Here is a 16,619-nt window from a genome sequence, read left to right on the forward strand (position 1 = left end):
CCGGCGCATCCAACGGGCTGCGCTGGCCAAAGTGAATTTCCCATGTTTTCCTTTGTGATACGCCGCATTCTTCAGGCGCTGCTTGTTCTGCTTGTTGTGGGGTTGGTGGCGTTTGCCATGTTTAATTTCATCGGTGATCCCATCGATAATATGCTGGGCCAGGAGCGCACGCAGGAGGATGTGGACCGCCTGAAAGAGCGCTTGGGATTGGATCAGCCGTTTGTGGTGCAATACGCCAAGTTCCTGCTGGCCGCTGCGCAAGGAAATTTTGGCGTGTCCTATGAACAGGGTCGGCCTGTGGCGGATATTCTGGCCGAACGCGCGCCCGCGACGCTGGAGTTGGCCGCAGTGTCAGGGGTGTTTGCCTTGACCCTTGGGATTGTGCTGGGCGTATTCACGGCCATTCGGCGCGATGGATTCTGGGCCAATGTGATCATGACGCTGAGTTTGGTCGGGGTGTCGTTGCCGACATTTCTGATTGGTATTTTGCTGATCTACCTGTTTTCGGTCGAGCTTGACTGGTTGCCGAGTTTCGGGCGCGGCGACACGGTGCAGATTGGCGGCTGGAGTACTGGGTTGTTGACAACTAGCGGGCTGACAGCGCTGATTTTGCCGTCCATTACGCTGGGGCTCTATCAGATGACGCTGATCATGCGGTTGGTGCGGTCCGAGATGCTGGAAGTGATGCGACAGGATTACATCCGGTTCGCACGCGCACGCGGTCTGAGTGAGCGAACTGTGACGTTTCGCCATGCGCTTAAGAACACCATGGTGCCGGTGATTACAGTGACCGGTTTGCAGCTGGGGTCATTGATCGCATTCGCGATTATCACTGAGTCAGTGTTTCAGTGGCCCGGAATGGGGCTGTTGTTTATCAACGCGATCCAGTTTGTCGATATCCCGGTTATGGCGGCGTATCTGATGATGATCTCAGTGATGTTTGTCGCGATCAATTTGATCGTGGATATCCTTTATGTGGCGGTAGATCCGAGGTTGCGAACATGATTGAAGCAATAAAACACGCGCCGGGGCGGATTAAGCGGGCGTTGGATAGCGACTTTTTCTGGAAATTTCGCCGCTCGCCCGTCGCGGTGATATCTTTTGCGGCAACGTTTCTATTGGTGATGTCAGCATTGTTCGCGCCACTTTTGGCGACGATGAACCCGTTTGATCCGGCCAGTTTGAACTTGATGAATGGGTTCACACCGCCCGTGACGCCAAGTGCATTTACCGGCGAAACCTTTTTGATGGGGGCTGACGATCAGGGGCGGGATGTGTTTTCGACGATCCTTTATGGGATGCGCATATCGCTGTTTGTCGGTTTTGCGGCCGTAACGCTGGGGCTGTTGATTGGTGTGACATTGGGGCTGATCTCGGGGTATTTTGGTGGCTGGACGGACACGATCATCATGCGGATTGCCGATGTGCAATTGACCTTTCCGTCGATCTTGGTCGCGATGTTGATTTTTGGTGTGGCCAAAGGGTTTACGCCGCCTGAATACCGCGACCAGCTGGCAATATGGGTTCTGATCCTGTCGATTGGATTGTCGGATTGGGTGCAGTTTGCGCGCGTGGTGCGTGGCGCGACGATGGTGGAGAAGAACAAGGAATACGTTCAGGCGGCGAGATTGATCGGGCGCGGCGCGATGCCGATTATCTTCCGCCATATCCTGCCGAATGTGTTGTCGCCGGTCTTAGTGATTGCGACAATTTCGCTGGCGCTTGCAATCATCGCTGAAGCGACGCTGTCGTTTCTAGGCGTGGGTGCACCGCCGACGCAGCCGTCGCTGGGGACATTAATTCGAATTGGGCAGGGGTATCTTTTCTCGGGTGAGTGGTGGATTTTGTTTTTCCCGTCAGTGACATTGCTGGCGCTGGCCCTGTCGGTGAACCTTTTGGGGGATTGGCTGCGTGATGCGCTGAATCCCAAGTTGCGGTGAGGGGCGATTATGGCGTTGCTGAATATTCGTGATCTGACCGTGGAATTCCCAACCCGTCGCAAGGTTTTCAAAGCTGTAAACGCGGCCTGTCTGACGGTTGAGCCGGGCGAGATACACGGTCTGGTCGGGGAAAGCGGCGCGGGTAAGTCGACGATTGGCGCTGCGGTCATGGGTCTTTTGGAACGGCCCGGACATATCACCGGTGGTACAATAGCCTACCGCGAAGACGAAATAAGCGGACTGGATGACGAGGCGATGCGCAAGTTGCGTGGGCGCAAGATTTCGATGATCTTTCAAGATCCTCTGACGTCTTTGAACCCTTTGTTTACGATCCGCCAGCAGTTGACCGAAACGATTATTGCCAATCTGAAAGTTGGTAAGGTGGATGCGGATGCGCGCGCATTAGCGTTGTTGCAGCGCGTGGATATTCCTGATCCTGAAACGCGGCTGGATCAGTATCCGCATCAGTTTTCCGGTGGTATGCGACAGCGTGTGGTTATTGCGCTGGCGCTGTGCTCAGAACCCGAAGTCATTATTGCGGACGAGCCGACAACCGCGCTGGATGTGGCGGTGCAGGCGCAGATTTTGGAGTTGATCCGGGATCTGGCCGTCGAACGGCAAGTCGGTGTCATTCTGATTACACACGACATGGGCGTCATAGCTGACACGACGGACCGCGTTACCGTGATGTATGACGGTTCAGTTGTCGAAAGCGGACCAACGGCGCAAGTGCTGGGGCAGCCTGAACACGACTATACTAAGTCGTTGATTGCCGCCGTGCCACGCCCGAACCGCAAGGTGCACCGGTTTCCACAGGTAAGCTATGGCGGGCGGATGACGAGCTTCGCCATTGAAGAGATTGCAAAGGGTTGGCCAGTGCGGGAGGCGCCTGAGGGGGCTTTGGTTTCGGTCGCTGGCGTCACCAAGCGTTTTGCTGAGAAGGGCGGGCTACTGCCATGGCAACGTCGCCATTTTAAGGCTGTAGATGACGTCAGTTTTGACATTGTTCCGGGCGAAGTTTTTGGAGTTGTGGGTGAAAGCGGGTCTGGTAAATCGACGATTGCACGGGTGATCTCAGGCCTTTACCGCGCGGATGGTGGGAATATTTATTTCGACGGTCGACTGGTGAGCGAACCGTCGGACAAAGAAGCCATTCGGGCGTTCCGCCAAGACATTCAGATGATTTTTCAGGATCCTTACAGCTCTTTGAACCCAAGAATGCGGGTTGATGATATCGTGGCTGAACCGATAAAACATCATGGTCTATTATCAGGGCACGCGGCAAAGCTGCGCGTGGGTGAATTGCTGGAGCAAGTTGGTCTGGGCGCGGATGCGGCGGCCAAGTATCCGCACGAGTTTTCAGGTGGTCAGCGGCAGAGAATTTCGATTGCTCGTGCGTTGGCGACGCAGCCGAAGTTTCTGATTTGTGACGAGCCGACAAGCGCATTGGATGTGTCGATCCAAGCGCAGATATTGAATATTCTCAAGGACCTGCAGGAGCATCTTGGGTTGACTATGCTGTTCATCAGTCATGATTTGCCGGTGGTTCGGCAAATGTGTGACCGCGTTGCGGTGATGAAACAGGGCAGGATCGTGGAGTTACAGGAAACAGAGGCGCTGTTTTCCGATGCGAAGGAGAATTATACGCGCGAGTTGCTAAGCCTGATGCCGCGTATGTCTGACGTGTCGGACGAGGTACAACTACCTGATTATTGACGGTTTAGTAGAAATTCCATGTTCAAAGAAGCCCACGCCATTTTAATTGGATGATAGCATCCGACAAAGCTGCCTAAGATCTCGTCGCAGTGCCGTGCGTCGCCACCATTTTTTGCCTTTGTTTATCCGATTGTGTCCTCTTACGGGGGTAGGACGAAAAGGTTTGTTTGTTTGATACGACGTTCTAAGGCATAATGAGGAGAGTCGGAGTACTAATTTTACAATAAGTTCCGGTATTTATCGCTTTGGAGAGGCACCATGGCTTTTGAAAGAATTGATACACATTTGCTGACGGGTGCCGTTCTGGCCATTGGATGGGTTGGGACGGTGAGTGCACAGGAGAGCACGCCTGTTGAGTTTTATGGGCAGTTGAACCCGACATTCTTGTCCTTTGACGATGGTGTTTCGAGCACAGATATTCTGACCGACAACGATCACTCTAATACTCGTTTTGGATTTTGGTCGCGCGATATGTTCAACGTCGAAGGGCTTGAATTTAACTTTGAGACGGCCATCGGGCTTCCCTCATCTAGCGCCACGTCGCAAACCAATACGCCGGATTGGGATTGGGATGCCACCAAGCTGCGTAAAGTCGATGTTTCATACGCAGGCGATTGGGGTAAAGTGTATTTTGGTCAAGGCAGTATGGCTACCGATGGAACCGGGCAAGTGGATTTCTCTGGTACGGACCTTGTTGCATATGCCGGGTTGGCTGATTCTGCTGGTTCATTCCTGTTCCGAAACAGCGCGGGTGCGTTGACGACGCGCAGCGTAGGGCAGGTATTCCGTGATTTGGACGGCGGACGCAGAGCGCGACTGCGCTATGACACGCCGAGCTTTTCTGGTTTTCAGGTGTCTGGCGCCGTGGGGCGAGAGATACTGGCTGCTGGCAATGATGATACGTTTTACGATCTTTCGGCGTCTTATACCGGAGGCAATGACAACGTTCAGTTTAAAGCGGCGATCGGGTCCGCCTGGACGGACTTGGACGGCGGTGGCACATCGCAGCAAACCGTGGGGTCGATGGCTGTAATGCACAAGCCAACGGGCCTGAACGGAACACTGGCTGCGGGCTCGGTCGACGGGGGAGGAGATTATCTCTACCTTAAGGCGGGCGTATTGAGGGATTGGTTTGATGTGGGCTCGACAGCGGTAGCTTTGGATTTCTATCAAAGCGATGGACTTGTTGCGGGTGAAGATGGAGAGGCCATTGGTTTTGGTTTGGTTCAACGTTTCGACAACCAGCGTATCGAAGCCTATTTCGGTTATCGAAATTACGAACTGACCGACACGACAGGCGCAACAAACTATCGCGATGCAAGCCATTATATGCTAGGCGCGCGGTTTAAATTCTGATCCTACACAATGCGGGCTGAGAGTGGCAGTTAATAGTGCCTTGCCCCTTGCACCGGGGCAGATTGACAACTAGAAGAACTCAGATTTTTCTTATTGCGCGCGGGGGTGTCCTCGCGCGCCGCCACTTATGGGGACTCTGATGCAGGTTACCGAAACACTGAATGAAGGTTTGAAGCGCGGATACAACATCGTTGTGACCGCTTCTGAGCTGGACGACAAAGTGAACGAGAAGCTGGCCGAAGCGCAGCCAGAAATCGAGATGAAAGGTTTCCGCAAGGGCAAGGTGCCTATGCCGCTGTTGCGCAAGCAGTTTGGCGAGCGTCTGATGGGCGAAGCCATGCAGGAAGCCATTGACGGCGCGATGAACAACCACTTTGAAGAAAGCGGTGATCGTCCGGCATTGCAGCCAAAAGTCGAAATGAAAAACGGCGAAGAGTGGACACCGGGCAACGACGTCGAAGTTGAGATGTCTTATGAGGCACTTCCAGAAATCCCCGAAGTTGAGCTGAAAGGCATCACTTTGGAGAAGATGGTTGTCAAAGCCGACGACGCGGCGGTTGAAGAGGCTCTGGGTAACCTGGCCGAAACCGCACAAGATTTTAAGGCGCGCCGCAAAGGCTCGAAAGCGAAAGACGGCGATCAGGTTGTCATGGACTTCTTGGGCAAAGTTGATGGTGAAGCATTTGATGGCGGCGCCGCAGAAGATTTTCCGCTGGTTTTGGGATCGGGTCAGTTTATCCCCGGTTTTGAAGAGCAACTGGTTGGCGTGAAAGCCGAGGAAGAAAAGGACGTTACTGTTTCTTTCCCAGACGATTATCAGGCCGAGAACCTTGCCGGTAAGGAAGCAGTCTTCTCTTGCACCATCAAGGAAGTCAAAGAGCCGGTTGCCGCTGAGTTGAATGATGAGTTGGCACAGAAGTTTGGTGCTGAAGACCTGGACGGCCTGAAGGGCCAGATTAGCGAACGTCTGGAATCTGAATACTCGGGTGCGGCGCGCTCCGTAATGAAGCGCGCCCTGTTGGACCAACTGGACGGTTTGGTGTCTTTCGATCTGCCTCCTTCGCTGGTTGAGGCCGAAGCGGGCCAGATTGCGCATCAGCTGTGGCACGAGGAAAATCCCGAGGTCGAAGGGCATGATCACCCTGAAATCGAGGCAACCGATGAGCACAACAAGCTGGCCGAGCGCCGCGTGCGTCTGGGGCTGTTGCTGGCAGAGTTGGGGCAGAAGGCAGAAGTCGAAGTGACGGACGCTGAGATGACACAAGCGATCATGAACCAAGCGCGTCAGTACCCAGGTCAAGAGCGTCAGTTCTTTGAGTTTGTGCAGCAGAATGCTCAGATGCAGCAACAGCTGCGCGCGCCGCTGTTCGAAGACAAAGTTGTTGATTATGTTTTTGAACTGGCAACGGTGTCTGACAAGGAAGTGTCTAAGGACGAGCTTCAGAAAGCGATCGAAGAGCTGGACGAAGAATAAATCCTACGCGATCAGAATGAGATTTGATTGCCCGAAGCCAAGGCTGGCTTCGGGCTTTTTGTTTTTTGAGGTGGAATAGTTACTTTTTGGTTTTGCGAGCCGATCGCGTGTTTTGTCCGTGTCTGAAAGTGGCGCATCAGGCGTTGAAATATTGTATCTGCAACATCTTACTGTGTGCTACGCTAGCCTTGTGCAAGTTCAAGGGAGACGCGCATGAGTAAGAAATTGATTGCAGAATTTTTTGGTACATTCTGGTTGGTATTCGGCGGTTGCGGCAGTGCGATTTATGCGGCTGGGGTCGCAGATGTCGGGATCGGATGGCTCGGGGTCAGCCTTGCTTTTGGTTTGACTGTCATGACGATGGCCTATGCTGTGGGGCACATCTCGGGCGGGCATTTCAACCCGGCTGTGTCGCTGGGATTAATGATCGCCGGACGGTTTGAAAGCAAAGAGCTGATACCTTATTGGGTGGCGCAAGTGATTGGCGCGATTGCCGCTGGGGTCGTGCTGTATGTGATTGCGTCTAACGCGGCAGGATTTTCCGGAGCAGGTGGGTTCGCGTCGAACGGTTATGGCGCGGCGTCACCACAGGGGTATTCGCTTGTGGCTGGATTGATCGCCGAGATCGTTCTGACGGCGTTTTTCCTGGTCATCATTCTGGGTGCGACATCAAGCGGTGCACCGGCGGGATTTGGACCAATTGCCATCGGTCTGGGGCTGACGCTGATCCACCTGATCTCTATCCCGATTACTAACACTTCAGTTAATCCTGCGCGTTCAACTGGCGTGGCGCTTTTTGCGGATGCGCCAGCGCTTGGGCAGCTTTGGTTGTTCTGGGTTGCGCCGTTGATCGGCGCGGCGCTAGGTGCGGTTATTTGGAAAGCCATGTCTGACGAATAGACACATAGCTGAAAGTTGAGGCGGACCGCATTTTAAGGCGGTCCGTTTTCGTTTTAAACTGCGCGTCAGATTCTGGAAGAAAGGGCGTTGTGATGGATTACACCAGCTTTGATCGCGCGGCGTACGACGCGTTTCGCCAAAATGATCGCGATGGTCCGATCCATATGCTAAATCTTATCAAGTTACGTATTCGGGCTAATTATAGCGATGGACGGACGGCAACAGGGCGCGAGGCCTTCGCCGCTTATGGGCGCGAAAGTGAGCCGGTTTTCAAGCGCTTGGGAGGGCGGATCGTTTGGCGCGGACGTATGGAACAGATGCTGATTGGCCCCGAAAAAGAGTGGGATATCTGCTTTATCGCTGAGTATCCAAGCGTGGCAGCCTTTGCAAATATGCACAAAGAACCAGATTATCGTGCGGCTGTACAACATCGCCAAGCAGGCGTTGAAGACAGCCGCTTGATCCGGATGAACCCTTTGGATTCCGGCGGGAATTTTGGTGAGTGACTGCTAGGGCCTTAGGCCGGTTTCCTGAAGGAGACCTTTGCGTTTTGCCTCGTAGTAGTAGCCGCGCGCGTACCATTTGACTGAGTCGTCGTAGTCGCCATCGGCAACAATATAGGCCCCTCGTAAGTATTTTACCGCGTATTTTAGATTGGTTTCGGCATCTAGCAACCCGGCGCGATCACCGCGATATCCCATGCCGCGAGCCGTCGGCAGCTGAATCTGCATGAGGCCAATGTTTGGGCCATTGGTGGCCCATGGGCGATGTGTGCTTTCACGTACGATGACACGTTGCACCAATGGGCGGGGGACATCGTAAAAGTCTGCATATTTGTTGATGAGCTTTCGCAACTCAGGCGTCTCGTTGGGATAAAGTGGAGGCTCGCCAGACTTGGTGAGTTTTCGGATTTGCTTGGCTTCTTTGCGGTCTTGCCGTCGATCGCGACGCCCACCGCAGGCAGCCAGAAGCGGCGCAGCCGCGAGCAGCATCACGAAATGACGGCGAGTTGGGGGCGTTTTCATATTGGTATTCTTTGCTCTGCCATTTTCGGACATTATGGCGGAGCGACCGCAAACAAAAAAGGCCGCGTCCGGTTTTTTGGACGCGGCCAGATATTTTGGGCGAAAAGGAGCTTACGCTTCTTTGTTAGCCTCTTCTTCTGCTTCCTCAGAAGCAGGGGCCAGTTCGTCATCATCAGATGCCGCTGCACCGATGTCTTCGAACAGTTCCGCGATCTCGAATTCAGCTTCCGCTTCTGCTTCTGCGGCGAGTTCCTGAATGGACTTGCCAGAGGCTTGCAGCTCAGCTTCTTCCTGAGAACGGGCAACGTTCATTTCGATGTCGACCTGAACTTCGGGGTGCAGGATGACGTGAACGATGTGCAGGCCAAGATCCTTGATCGGCTTGGACAGAGCAATCTGTTTCTTGTCGAGCGAGAAACCGTTTTCAGTTGCTGCATCTGCGGCGTCACGAGGTGTGACAGAACCGTAGAGCGCGCCAGCGTCCGAAGCCGAGCGAATCACGATGAACTGCTGTCCATCGAGTTTTTCGGCCAGTGCTTCTGCTTCTTGCTTGGTTTCCAGGTTGCGCGCTTCGAGCTGCGCTTTCTGGGCCTCAAAAGAAGCAACATTGGACTCTGATGCGGTCAGAGCTTTGCCCTGTGGCAGTAGGAAGTTGCGCGCGTAGCCAGGTTTAACGTCAACGACGTCGCCCATTTGGCCAAGCTTGGCAACACGTTCAAGAAGGATAACTTGCATTTGGGTTCTCCTTACTTAACGGCGTAGGGCAGCAGGGCGAGGAAGCGGGCGCGTTTGATGGCACGGGCCAGTTCACGCTGCTTCTTTGCCGAGACGGCGGTGATGCGCGATGGGACGATCTTGCCACGCTCAGAGATATAGCGTTGCAGCAGACGAGTGTCTTTGTAATCGATCTTTGGCGCGTTGTCGCCCGAGAAGGGGCAGACTTTCCGGCGGCGGAAAAATGGTTTTGCAGCCATGGTTTAGTGTCCTTTCTTCAAGCGATCAGTTGCGGCGTTCGCGGCGGTCGCCACGTTCGTCACGTTTCTGCATCTGGACCGAGGGACCTTCGGCGTGATCGTCGACCTTGATGGTCAGAACGCGCATCACGTCATCATGCAGGCGCATCAGGCGTTCCATTTCCTGTACCGCTGCGGCAGGCGCGTTGGTTTTCAGAAAGGCGTAGTGGCCCTTGCGGTTTTTGTTGATCTTGTAGGCCATCGTTTTGACGCCCCAATACTCGCTCTCAACAACGTTGCCGCCGTTGTCCGCGAGGACGGTGCCAAAATGTTCGATGAGGCTTTCTGCTTGCGCGTTGGACAGGTCCTGGCGCGAGATGAAAACATGCTCATAAAGCGGCATGTGCACTCCATTCAATTATCAGGCGCATTTCAAAGTGCGGGGCTGTTCCCTTTCGCGCCCCACCCACGAGAGACTGCGCGGTTCATATCTTTGCGAAAGGATGGCGCTGTATAGCCGAATTCAGGCGCGGTGCAAGGGGATTCATTTGGCCGCTTGGCTGGCACGAATTACCACGAAATGGGGCAGAGGCGATCGCGTAATTCCCTATCAGTGCCCCATTCTCGCCGGATTCTGACGGGATCATGAACTCAAGCTTAAATTGCAGATGCCATCAAGGAGAACCGGGGCATGGTTGCGCTGACACATTTCATGGAAGAAACCCGCTCTAAGGTAGCGACCGTTGAGGGCAAAGGGCATTCGATGCCCATACGCGCCGCATCGGTCGTGTTCGGATTTGCGTTCATCTGGGCAGGGACGGGAATTTGGTTGGTTCCAGGGTTGGACCTGACACCCAATATCCTGCTCGCAAAGATGGGGCTGTCGATCTTGTTGGTGACGGCTGGCGTAGGCATGACGCAAATTGCGACAGAGAAGCCTGTGATGGAGCTGCATTTTGATGCGCGCAATCGTCAGCTGTTGGTTTATGAATCGCTTCCAAGAGGACGCCAGCATGTAACGGCCTCGATTAACTACGAAGACATTGCACGTGTAAATGTGACAGACACACAACTAAATGTGCTGGATGATAATGAGGTTGAACTCGTCTCATTGCCTTTGGATGGCCCGCATGCCCGTTTGGACGCCATTGCGCAGCTGCGCAGCCAATCGATATTTGCGGACTAAAGAAGCTTCTGAACTGACCGCTTTTCTAAACGTCGCTGAAAACATCAGCGGCGTTTTTGTTTTCCTATGGTCGAGTAAGGGCGTTGCGCCATGGTTGATGTCGCGGTATCCCCTGCACACCATGACGAAGGAGTATCATCCATGAGCCGCGCATTTGTATTTCCGGGGCAGGGCGCCCAGACAATTGGAATGGGAAAGGCGCTGGCGGATGCGTATCCTGCCGCGAAGGTCGTGTTTGACGAGGTTGATGAGGCGCTTGGAGAAAGCCTGAGCGGGTTAATCTGGGACGGGGCGCAGGACGAACTGACGCTGACCCACAATGCACAGCCTGCGTTGATGGCTACGTCGCTGGCGGCGATGAAAGCGCTTGAAGCTGAGGGTGTCACGATTGAGGTTGCGTCTTATGTCGCGGGTCACTCGTTAGGTGAATATTCTTCACTGGCTGCCGCTGGTGCTTTGAGCATTTCGGACGCTGCGCGCCTTTTGCGTAAGCGGGGCGAAGCGATGCAGGCGGCTGTGCCGGTTGGACAGGGCGCAATGGCAGCGCTGCTTGGTCTCAACTTTGAGACCGCGCGCGAAGTGGCAGAAGCAGCGGCGGACGGCGAAGTTTGCCAAGCGGCAAACGACAATGACCCAGGACAGGTTGTTGTGTCCGGGCATCGGGGAGCTGTAGAACGCGCTGTGGGCTTGGCCAAGGAAAAGGGCGCCAAACGCGCGGTAATGTTGCCGGTGAGCGCTCCGTTTCATTGCGCATTGATGCAACCAGCCGCAGAGGCGATGGCGGTTGCGCTGGGAGAGGTGGATATTAGACGACCTGCGGTGCCGCTGGTGGCAAATGTGCTGGCGGAGCCGGTTTCTGATCCCGCAACTATTCGGTCGTTGCTGGTAGATCAGGTGACTGGATCGGTTCGCTGGCGCGAATCGGTGTTGTGGATGGCGGAAAACGGCGTTGATGAAGTTTGGGAAATTGGCGCGGGCAAAGCTCTGGCAGGAATGATCCGCCGTATCGACCGATCTGTGGGATGTAAGCCTGTGGGGTCACCCGATGACATAAAGGCCGCTGTAAGCAGCCTGAATGGGTGATATCGAGCGGGTTTGATGCCTGGACATAGAAAACTCTTGGCTGGTCCTATTGGGACATTGGTCGAGATGGTAGAAGGATAGCAAAATGTTTGATTTGACTGGGAAGTGCGCACTAGTGACGGGTGCATCCGGTGGTATTGGCGGCGAGATCGCCAAAGTATTGCACGCGGCTGGCGCGACAGTTGGTTTGTCAGGCACGCGGGTTGAACCGCTGGAAGCCTTGGCGGAAGAGCTTGGCGAGCGTGCGCATGTGCTGCCTTGCAATCTAAGCGATGGCGAGGCGGTGGATGCCCTGCCAAAGCAGGCCATCGCGGCAATGGGTTCGGTTGATATTCTGGTCAACAACGCCGGAATTACCCGTGATCAGATATTTATGCGGATGTCGGACGACGATTGGCAAAGTGTGATTGACGTTAACTTGACGTCGACAATGCGATTGTGCCGTGGCGTAATGCGTCCAATGATGAAATCACGCTGGGGGCGGATCATCAATATTAGTTCCATTGTAGGTGCGACGGGCAACCCCGGGCAGGCGAATTATGCTGCATCAAAAGCGGGTATGGTCGGGATGACAAAATCTATCGCGTATGAAACCGCGAGCCGTGGCATTACCGCAAACGCTGTGGCCCCAGGATTTATTGCGACTGCAATGACGGAAAAGCTGAACGACGATCAGAAAGCAAAGATCAATGCTCAGATTCCAGCATCGCGCATGGGGTCACCAGAAGAGATCGCGGCGGCCGTTTTGTATTTGGCTAGCCCAGAAGCAGGATATGTGACAGGTACGACCTTGCATGTGAATGGTGGTATGGCCATGTTGTAGGCCTTGGAGCCGCTCTGGACGAGATTTGGAGCGGAGCCGTGTGCAGTTCGAAAGCGTTTGCCTTGTTAGGTGGATGTGCTATAGGCGGCACAGATTTTCCCGGGGTGTCCTTTGTGGCAGGCTTGGGGCAAACCGGGCAGCCGGAAAAAGAACCGCCCTCATGGGGCAAAACCAGAGCCTGTCAAACGTACAGGCGTTGAACGGCCCCAAGGCCATGAAGAATGAGGAATAGCTATGAGCGACGTCGCAGACCGCGTGAAAAAGATCGTTGTGGAACACCTGGGTGTAGAAGAAGACAAAGTTGTAGAAAACGCGTCTTTCATTGACGATCTGGGCGCAGACAGCCTGGACACCGTGGAGCTGGTAATGGCTTTCGAAGAAGAGTTCGGTATTGAAATCCCGGATGACGCTGCAGAAACCATTCAGACATTTGGTGACGCGGTCAAGTTCATCTCGGAAGCAGCATAAGCCTGCTTCTGGTTCGTTTTGCGGGCCGATCTAGTTAATAAAACGCCTGCTTGGAGTGATCCGGGCAGGCGTTTCTGATTCTGTTGACCGAATTCGGGCCCGCATATGTTACACTCGGAAGGTTGGAATTTGCCGGAAACCGGACAGAACGTGCCGAATTGAGACCATACATAGGTCGCCTTTGAGGTGAGTATTACGGTATGTCGCAACCTTTTCGCGGCCGTTTGGAGGAAGTGTAATGATCATCTATCCCACGATTGAATTGATGGGTGGCAAATGTGTGTCTCTGACACGAGGCCGCTTGGACGAGCCGTCTGTGTGGCATGTAGATCCCGTGGATATGGCGCGGGGATTTGCGCAGGCAGGTGCGAGCTGGATGCATGTGACAGATCTTGACCGAATTTCTGGCTCAGAGAGCGATAATACAGAGCTCGTGGAGGAAATTATCCGGGCGGCGGGTATTCCGGTACAACTTGGTGGAGGCATTCGAACACGTGAGCATGCCGAACAATGGATCGACAAGGGCGCGGGGCGGGTTGTGATCGGGACAGCCGCAATTCACGATCCGGCTTTGGTGCGCGAGCTGGCAAAGTATCACCCTGACCAGATTGTTCTGGCGATAGATGTCTATCAGGGGCAGTTGATGTCGCATGGCTGGCAAGAGGCCAGCGCGCTTGTGCCGGCAGATGTTTTGCGGGCGTTTGATGATGCGCCATTGGCGGGCGTGATTGTAACAGACATCGACAGCGACATTGAAGACGGTGACGGATCGTTGGGCGTTATCACTGGTTTGGCAAGTGTGACACGCCATCCGGTTATCGCACGCGGCACAGTCCGCGCTGGTGATGACATATCGCGTCTGAAATTTGTGCCGAACATTGCTGGTACTTTGGTCGGACGCGCGCTTTTCTCTAAGGATGTCGACCTTGCCGAAGCGCTTGATTTGGCGCAGCCTGAAGTTACGGAGAAGGCGGAATTTATCTGAGCCTGAACACCAAACCGTCCAATTGGCTAGAAAGGCGCGTCGAAAAAATTCGGCGCGCCTGACTGTTTTTTGCGCCATAGATACGCGGTTTCCCGCGTCCCGCTCTTGCCCCTGAGGGGTGTTGCGGGGTAAGAGCGGAAAAAGACTTCTGGGGAAGGGCATACCATCATGCGTCGTGTAGTTGTCACTGGGCTTGGGCTTGTTACTCCGCTTGCGTGCGGTGTTGAGGAAAGTTGGACCCGTATTCTGGATGGACAGTCCGGTGCCGGGCCTATTACGCGTTTCAATACGGAACGGGTGACGACAAAATATGCTTGTGAAGTTCCGTACGGCGATGGCGCTGACGGTACATTTAATCCTGATGATTGGATGCTGCCGAAGGAACGTCGCAAGGTCGACGACTTTATCCTCTATGGCATTGCCGCTGCGACGCAGGCGGTTGAAGATTCCGGATGGAAACCAGAGGATAATGAAAGCCGTGAGCGTACTGGTGTCATGATCGGATCTGGTATCGGCGGACTGCAGTCGATTGAACAGACCACGCTGTTGATGGCGGAACGTGGCCCGCGGCGTGTTTCGCCGTTCTTTATTCCCGGTGCGCTGATCAACCTGATTTCAGGCCAGGTAGGCATTCAATATGGCTTTAAGGGCCCTAACCATGCGGTTGTCACGGCGTGTTCGACTGGTGCCCATGCGATAGGTGATGCGGCGCGGCTGATCATGTTTGGCGATGCCGATGTGATGGTGGCCGGTGGCGCTGAAGCGGCGATTTGTGAAATTGGCATCGCAGGCTTTAATGCGTGCAAAGCATTGTCGACCAGCCGCAGTGAAGATCCCAAATCTGCGAGCCGCCCATATGATGCAGATCGCGATGGATTTGTGATGGGTGAGGGCGCAGGCGTTGTTGTGCTGGAAGAATACGAGCACGCAAAGGCGCGTGGCGCGAAAATCTACGCTGAAGTACTCGGGTATGGGCTGTCTGGTGATGCCTATCACATTACCGCACCGTCCGAGGACGGCGAGGGCGGCGAACGCTCTATGCGTGCGGCGTTAAAGAATGCGGGCCTTGAGCCAAAAGATGTTGATTATATCAACGCTCATGGAACGTCTACCATGGCGGATGTGATCGAGCTGGGCGCGGTCGAGCGCATGATGGGTGACGCCGCAGGTAATGTTACGATGTCGTCAACTAAGTCCATGACTGGGCACCTGTTGGGCGCTGCTGGCGCGATTGAGGCGATCTTCTCGATCCTTGCGATACGAGATCAAGTTGCACCGCCAACGATCAATTTGGATAACCAAGCGGTTGAGACCGCTGTGGACCTTGTCCCGAATGTAAAGCGTGAACGCGCGATCAATGTCGCGCTGTCCAACTCGTTTGGCTTTGGCGGAACCAATGCTTCGGTGCTCTTTGGAAAGGTCGACTAATGTGGCGCCATATCGCCTCGAACGCGATCACGATGATGATCGTGGTGGTGTTTCTTTTAGGCGGCGTAATTTTGTTTGGCCAGTCGCAATACACTGCTGAGGGGCCGCTGGGCGCGCCAATTTGCCTTAGGGTGGAACCCGGCTCAAATATGAGCCGTGTTTCGAAAGACCTTGAGTCACAAGGGGCGATTTCAAGCGGGACACTGTTTCGTTTAGGTGCAGAGTATTCGGATAAGTCGTCTTCGTTGAAGGCCGGAAGTTTTCTGGTGCCTGCGGGTGCGTCAATGGAAGACATCACCGAGATTGTAACACGTGGTGGCGCCAATACGTGTGGTACTGAAATTGTCTATCGCGTTGGTGTGACACGCCAAAGCGTTCAGGTGAGAGAGCTGGATCCGGCGACGGGTCGTTTTGTGGAAGTTGCTGTGTTTGATCCATCCAAAGGTGAAACACCGGACGTCTATGCACAAACGAAAGCACAATCGGATACGCGGTATCGCATTGCCATGGCAGAAGGTGTGACCAGCTGGCAGGTTATGGATGCGCTGAACAATGTTGACGTTCTAAGTGGCGAGATTGAACGGCCCGAAGAAGGTGCGTTGGCACCGGACAGTTACGAAGTGCGCGCAGGAGATACACGTGCCAGTGTGATCGCGCGTATGGAAGAGGCACAGCGTGTTTTGCTTGCCGCGGCGTGGGAAAGTCGCGCCGACGATGTCCCACTTTTGTCGCCGCAGGATATGCTTATTCTGGCGTCGATCATTGAAAAGGAAACCGGGGTACCGGAAGAACGCGGGCAGGTGGCCAGCGTGTTTGCAAATCGCTTGAAGCGCGGGATGCGCCTGCAAACTGACCCGACAGTCATTTACGGCATAACACAGGGCGAAGGTGTGCTCGGACGTGGCTTGCGGCAGAGTGAGCTTCGTCGAGAAACGCCATGGAATACATACGTTATTTCAGGCTTGCCTCCCACTCCGATTGCGAATCCGGGGCGAGCAAGCTTGGAAGCGGCTGCAAGTCCAGACACGACCGAATATGTGTTTTTTGTTGCGGATGGAACCGGCGGGCATGCTTTCGCCACGACATTGGCAGAGCACAATCAAAACGTTGCGCAGTGGCGGAAAATTGAGGCTGAGCGCGCCAATCAATAACGGCGGTATGCGCTATGAGCACGTCACTCGTGGTCTGAAAGTACACCTGCATCAAAGTCGTGTGGTACCGAAAATGTCACTGATGCATCAACCGTTGCCGGAGCGATTTGCGCAGTCATCACAAGACACAT

18 protein-coding genes are annotated in these 16,619 nt (G+C 54.4%); 14 read left to right on the forward strand and 4 right to left on the reverse strand.

Annotated features, from left to right (window positions below):
• Positions 1-42: 42 nt before the first annotated feature.
• The 7 genes from CLV88_RS07495 (at position 43) to CLV88_RS07525 (ending at position 7,892) form a co-directional block, all read left to right on the forward strand.
• Positions 43-1,005 carry an ABC transporter permease gene (locus CLV88_RS07495; protein ID WP_106607765.1) on the forward strand — a complete coding sequence of 321 codons (963 nt, stop codon included), beginning with the start codon at positions 43-45 and terminating at the stop codon, positions 1,003-1,005.
• Positions 1,002-1,940, forward strand: coding sequence for an ABC transporter permease (locus CLV88_RS07500; protein WP_106607766.1), 939 nt, complete (start codon positions 1,002-1,004; stop codon positions 1,938-1,940). Before CLV88_RS07495 ends, CLV88_RS07500 begins: the two co-directional genes overlap by 4 nt.
• A 9-nt stretch (positions 1,941-1,949) precedes the next feature.
• Positions 1,950-3,656 carry a dipeptide ABC transporter ATP-binding protein gene (locus tag CLV88_RS07505; RefSeq protein ID WP_106607767.1) on the forward strand — a complete coding sequence of 569 codons (1,707 nt, stop codon included), beginning with the start codon at positions 1,950-1,952 and terminating at the stop codon, positions 3,654-3,656.
• Between the two features lie 258 nt (positions 3,657-3,914).
• The gene (locus tag CLV88_RS07510) at positions 3,915-5,012 is read left to right on the forward strand and encodes a porin family protein (protein ID WP_106607768.1); all 1,098 of its coding nucleotides are present in this window, start codon (positions 3,915-3,917) and stop codon (positions 5,010-5,012) included.
• Positions 5,013-5,151: 139 nt separating this feature from the next.
• On the forward strand, positions 5,152-6,486 hold the full coding sequence (gene tig, locus CLV88_RS07515; RefSeq protein ID WP_106607769.1) for a trigger factor: 1,335 nt from the start codon (positions 5,152-5,154) through the stop codon (positions 6,484-6,486).
• Positions 6,487-6,699: 213 nt separating this feature from the next.
• A complete protein-coding gene (aqpZ, locus tag CLV88_RS07520) occupies positions 6,700-7,386 on the forward strand; it encodes an aquaporin Z (protein WP_106607770.1) in 687 nt (228 codons plus the stop codon).
• Positions 7,387-7,478: 92 nt separating this feature from the next.
• The gene (locus CLV88_RS07525) at positions 7,479-7,892 is read left to right on the forward strand and encodes a DUF1330 domain-containing protein (protein ID WP_106607771.1); all 414 of its coding nucleotides are present in this window, start codon (positions 7,479-7,481) and stop codon (positions 7,890-7,892) included.
• A gap of 3 nt (positions 7,893-7,895) precedes the next feature.
• On the opposite strand, the gene CLV88_RS07530 is transcribed toward CLV88_RS07525, so the two are convergent.
• The 4 genes from CLV88_RS07530 to rpsF all read right to left on the reverse strand — a co-directional run bounded on the left by CLV88_RS07530 (position 7,896) and on the right by rpsF (position 9,767).
• The gene (locus tag CLV88_RS07530) at positions 7,896-8,411 is read right to left on the reverse strand and encodes a lytic transglycosylase domain-containing protein (protein ID WP_106607772.1); all 516 of its coding nucleotides are present in this window, start codon (positions 8,409-8,411) and stop codon (positions 7,896-7,898) included.
• 111 nt (positions 8,412-8,522) lie between these two features.
• The gene (rplI, locus tag CLV88_RS07535) at positions 8,523-9,146 is read right to left on the reverse strand and encodes a 50S ribosomal protein L9 (RefSeq protein ID WP_106607773.1); all 624 of its coding nucleotides are present in this window, start codon (positions 9,144-9,146) and stop codon (positions 8,523-8,525) included.
• Between the two features lie 11 nt (positions 9,147-9,157).
• Positions 9,158-9,385: a 30S ribosomal protein S18 gene (rpsR, locus tag CLV88_RS07540; protein WP_005982441.1), complete on the reverse strand. Its 228-nt coding sequence runs from the start codon at positions 9,383-9,385 to the stop codon at positions 9,158-9,160.
• A gap of 25 nt (positions 9,386-9,410) precedes the next feature.
• Positions 9,411-9,767, reverse strand: a complete 357-nt coding sequence (rpsF, locus tag CLV88_RS07545; protein ID WP_106607774.1) for a 30S ribosomal protein S6 — start codon at positions 9,765-9,767, stop codon at positions 9,411-9,413.
• 288 nt (positions 9,768-10,055) lie between these two features.
• Between rpsF and CLV88_RS07550 the strand changes: the two genes are divergently transcribed.
• The 7 genes from CLV88_RS07550 (at position 10,056) to mltG (ending at position 16,488) form a co-directional block, all read left to right on the forward strand.
• The gene (locus CLV88_RS07550) at positions 10,056-10,550 is read left to right on the forward strand and encodes a hypothetical protein (RefSeq protein ID WP_106607775.1); all 495 of its coding nucleotides are present in this window, start codon (positions 10,056-10,058) and stop codon (positions 10,548-10,550) included.
• A gap of 141 nt (positions 10,551-10,691) precedes the next feature.
• Complete coding sequence (gene fabD, locus CLV88_RS07555; protein WP_106607776.1) at positions 10,692-11,633, forward strand: ACP S-malonyltransferase; 942 nt, start codon at positions 10,692-10,694, stop codon at positions 11,631-11,633.
• Between the two features lie 85 nt (positions 11,634-11,718).
• A complete protein-coding gene (fabG, locus tag CLV88_RS07560; RefSeq protein ID WP_106607777.1) occupies positions 11,719-12,456 on the forward strand; it encodes a 3-oxoacyl-[acyl-carrier-protein] reductase in 738 nt (245 codons plus the stop codon).
• A 234-nt stretch (positions 12,457-12,690) separates the two neighbouring features.
• Positions 12,691-12,924 (forward strand): acyl carrier protein, encoded by a 234-nt coding sequence (locus CLV88_RS07565; RefSeq protein ID WP_093094441.1) that lies wholly within the window; start codon positions 12,691-12,693, stop codon positions 12,922-12,924.
• Positions 12,925-13,162: 238 nt separating this feature from the next.
• Complete coding sequence (locus CLV88_RS07570) at positions 13,163-13,909, forward strand: 1-(5-phosphoribosyl)-5-[(5-phosphoribosylamino)methylideneamino]imidazole-4-carboxamide isomerase (RefSeq protein ID WP_106607778.1); 747 nt, start codon at positions 13,163-13,165, stop codon at positions 13,907-13,909.
• A 168-nt stretch (positions 13,910-14,077) separates the two neighbouring features.
• Positions 14,078-15,337, forward strand: coding sequence for a beta-ketoacyl-ACP synthase II (gene fabF / locus CLV88_RS07575; RefSeq protein ID WP_106607779.1), 1,260 nt, complete (start codon positions 14,078-14,080; stop codon positions 15,335-15,337).
• Entirely contained in the window at positions 15,337-16,488 is a 1,152-nt protein-coding gene (gene mltG / locus CLV88_RS07580; protein ID WP_106607780.1) for an endolytic transglycosylase MltG, read from the forward strand. The genes fabF and mltG overlap by 1 nt, the downstream gene beginning before the upstream one ends.
• The last annotated feature ends 131 nt before the right edge of the window (positions 16,489-16,619 follow it).

The sequence above is a fragment of the Shimia abyssi genome (genome assembly GCF_003014475.1).
Classification (GTDB): domain Bacteria; phylum Pseudomonadota; class Alphaproteobacteria; order Rhodobacterales; family Rhodobacteraceae; genus Shimia; species Shimia abyssi.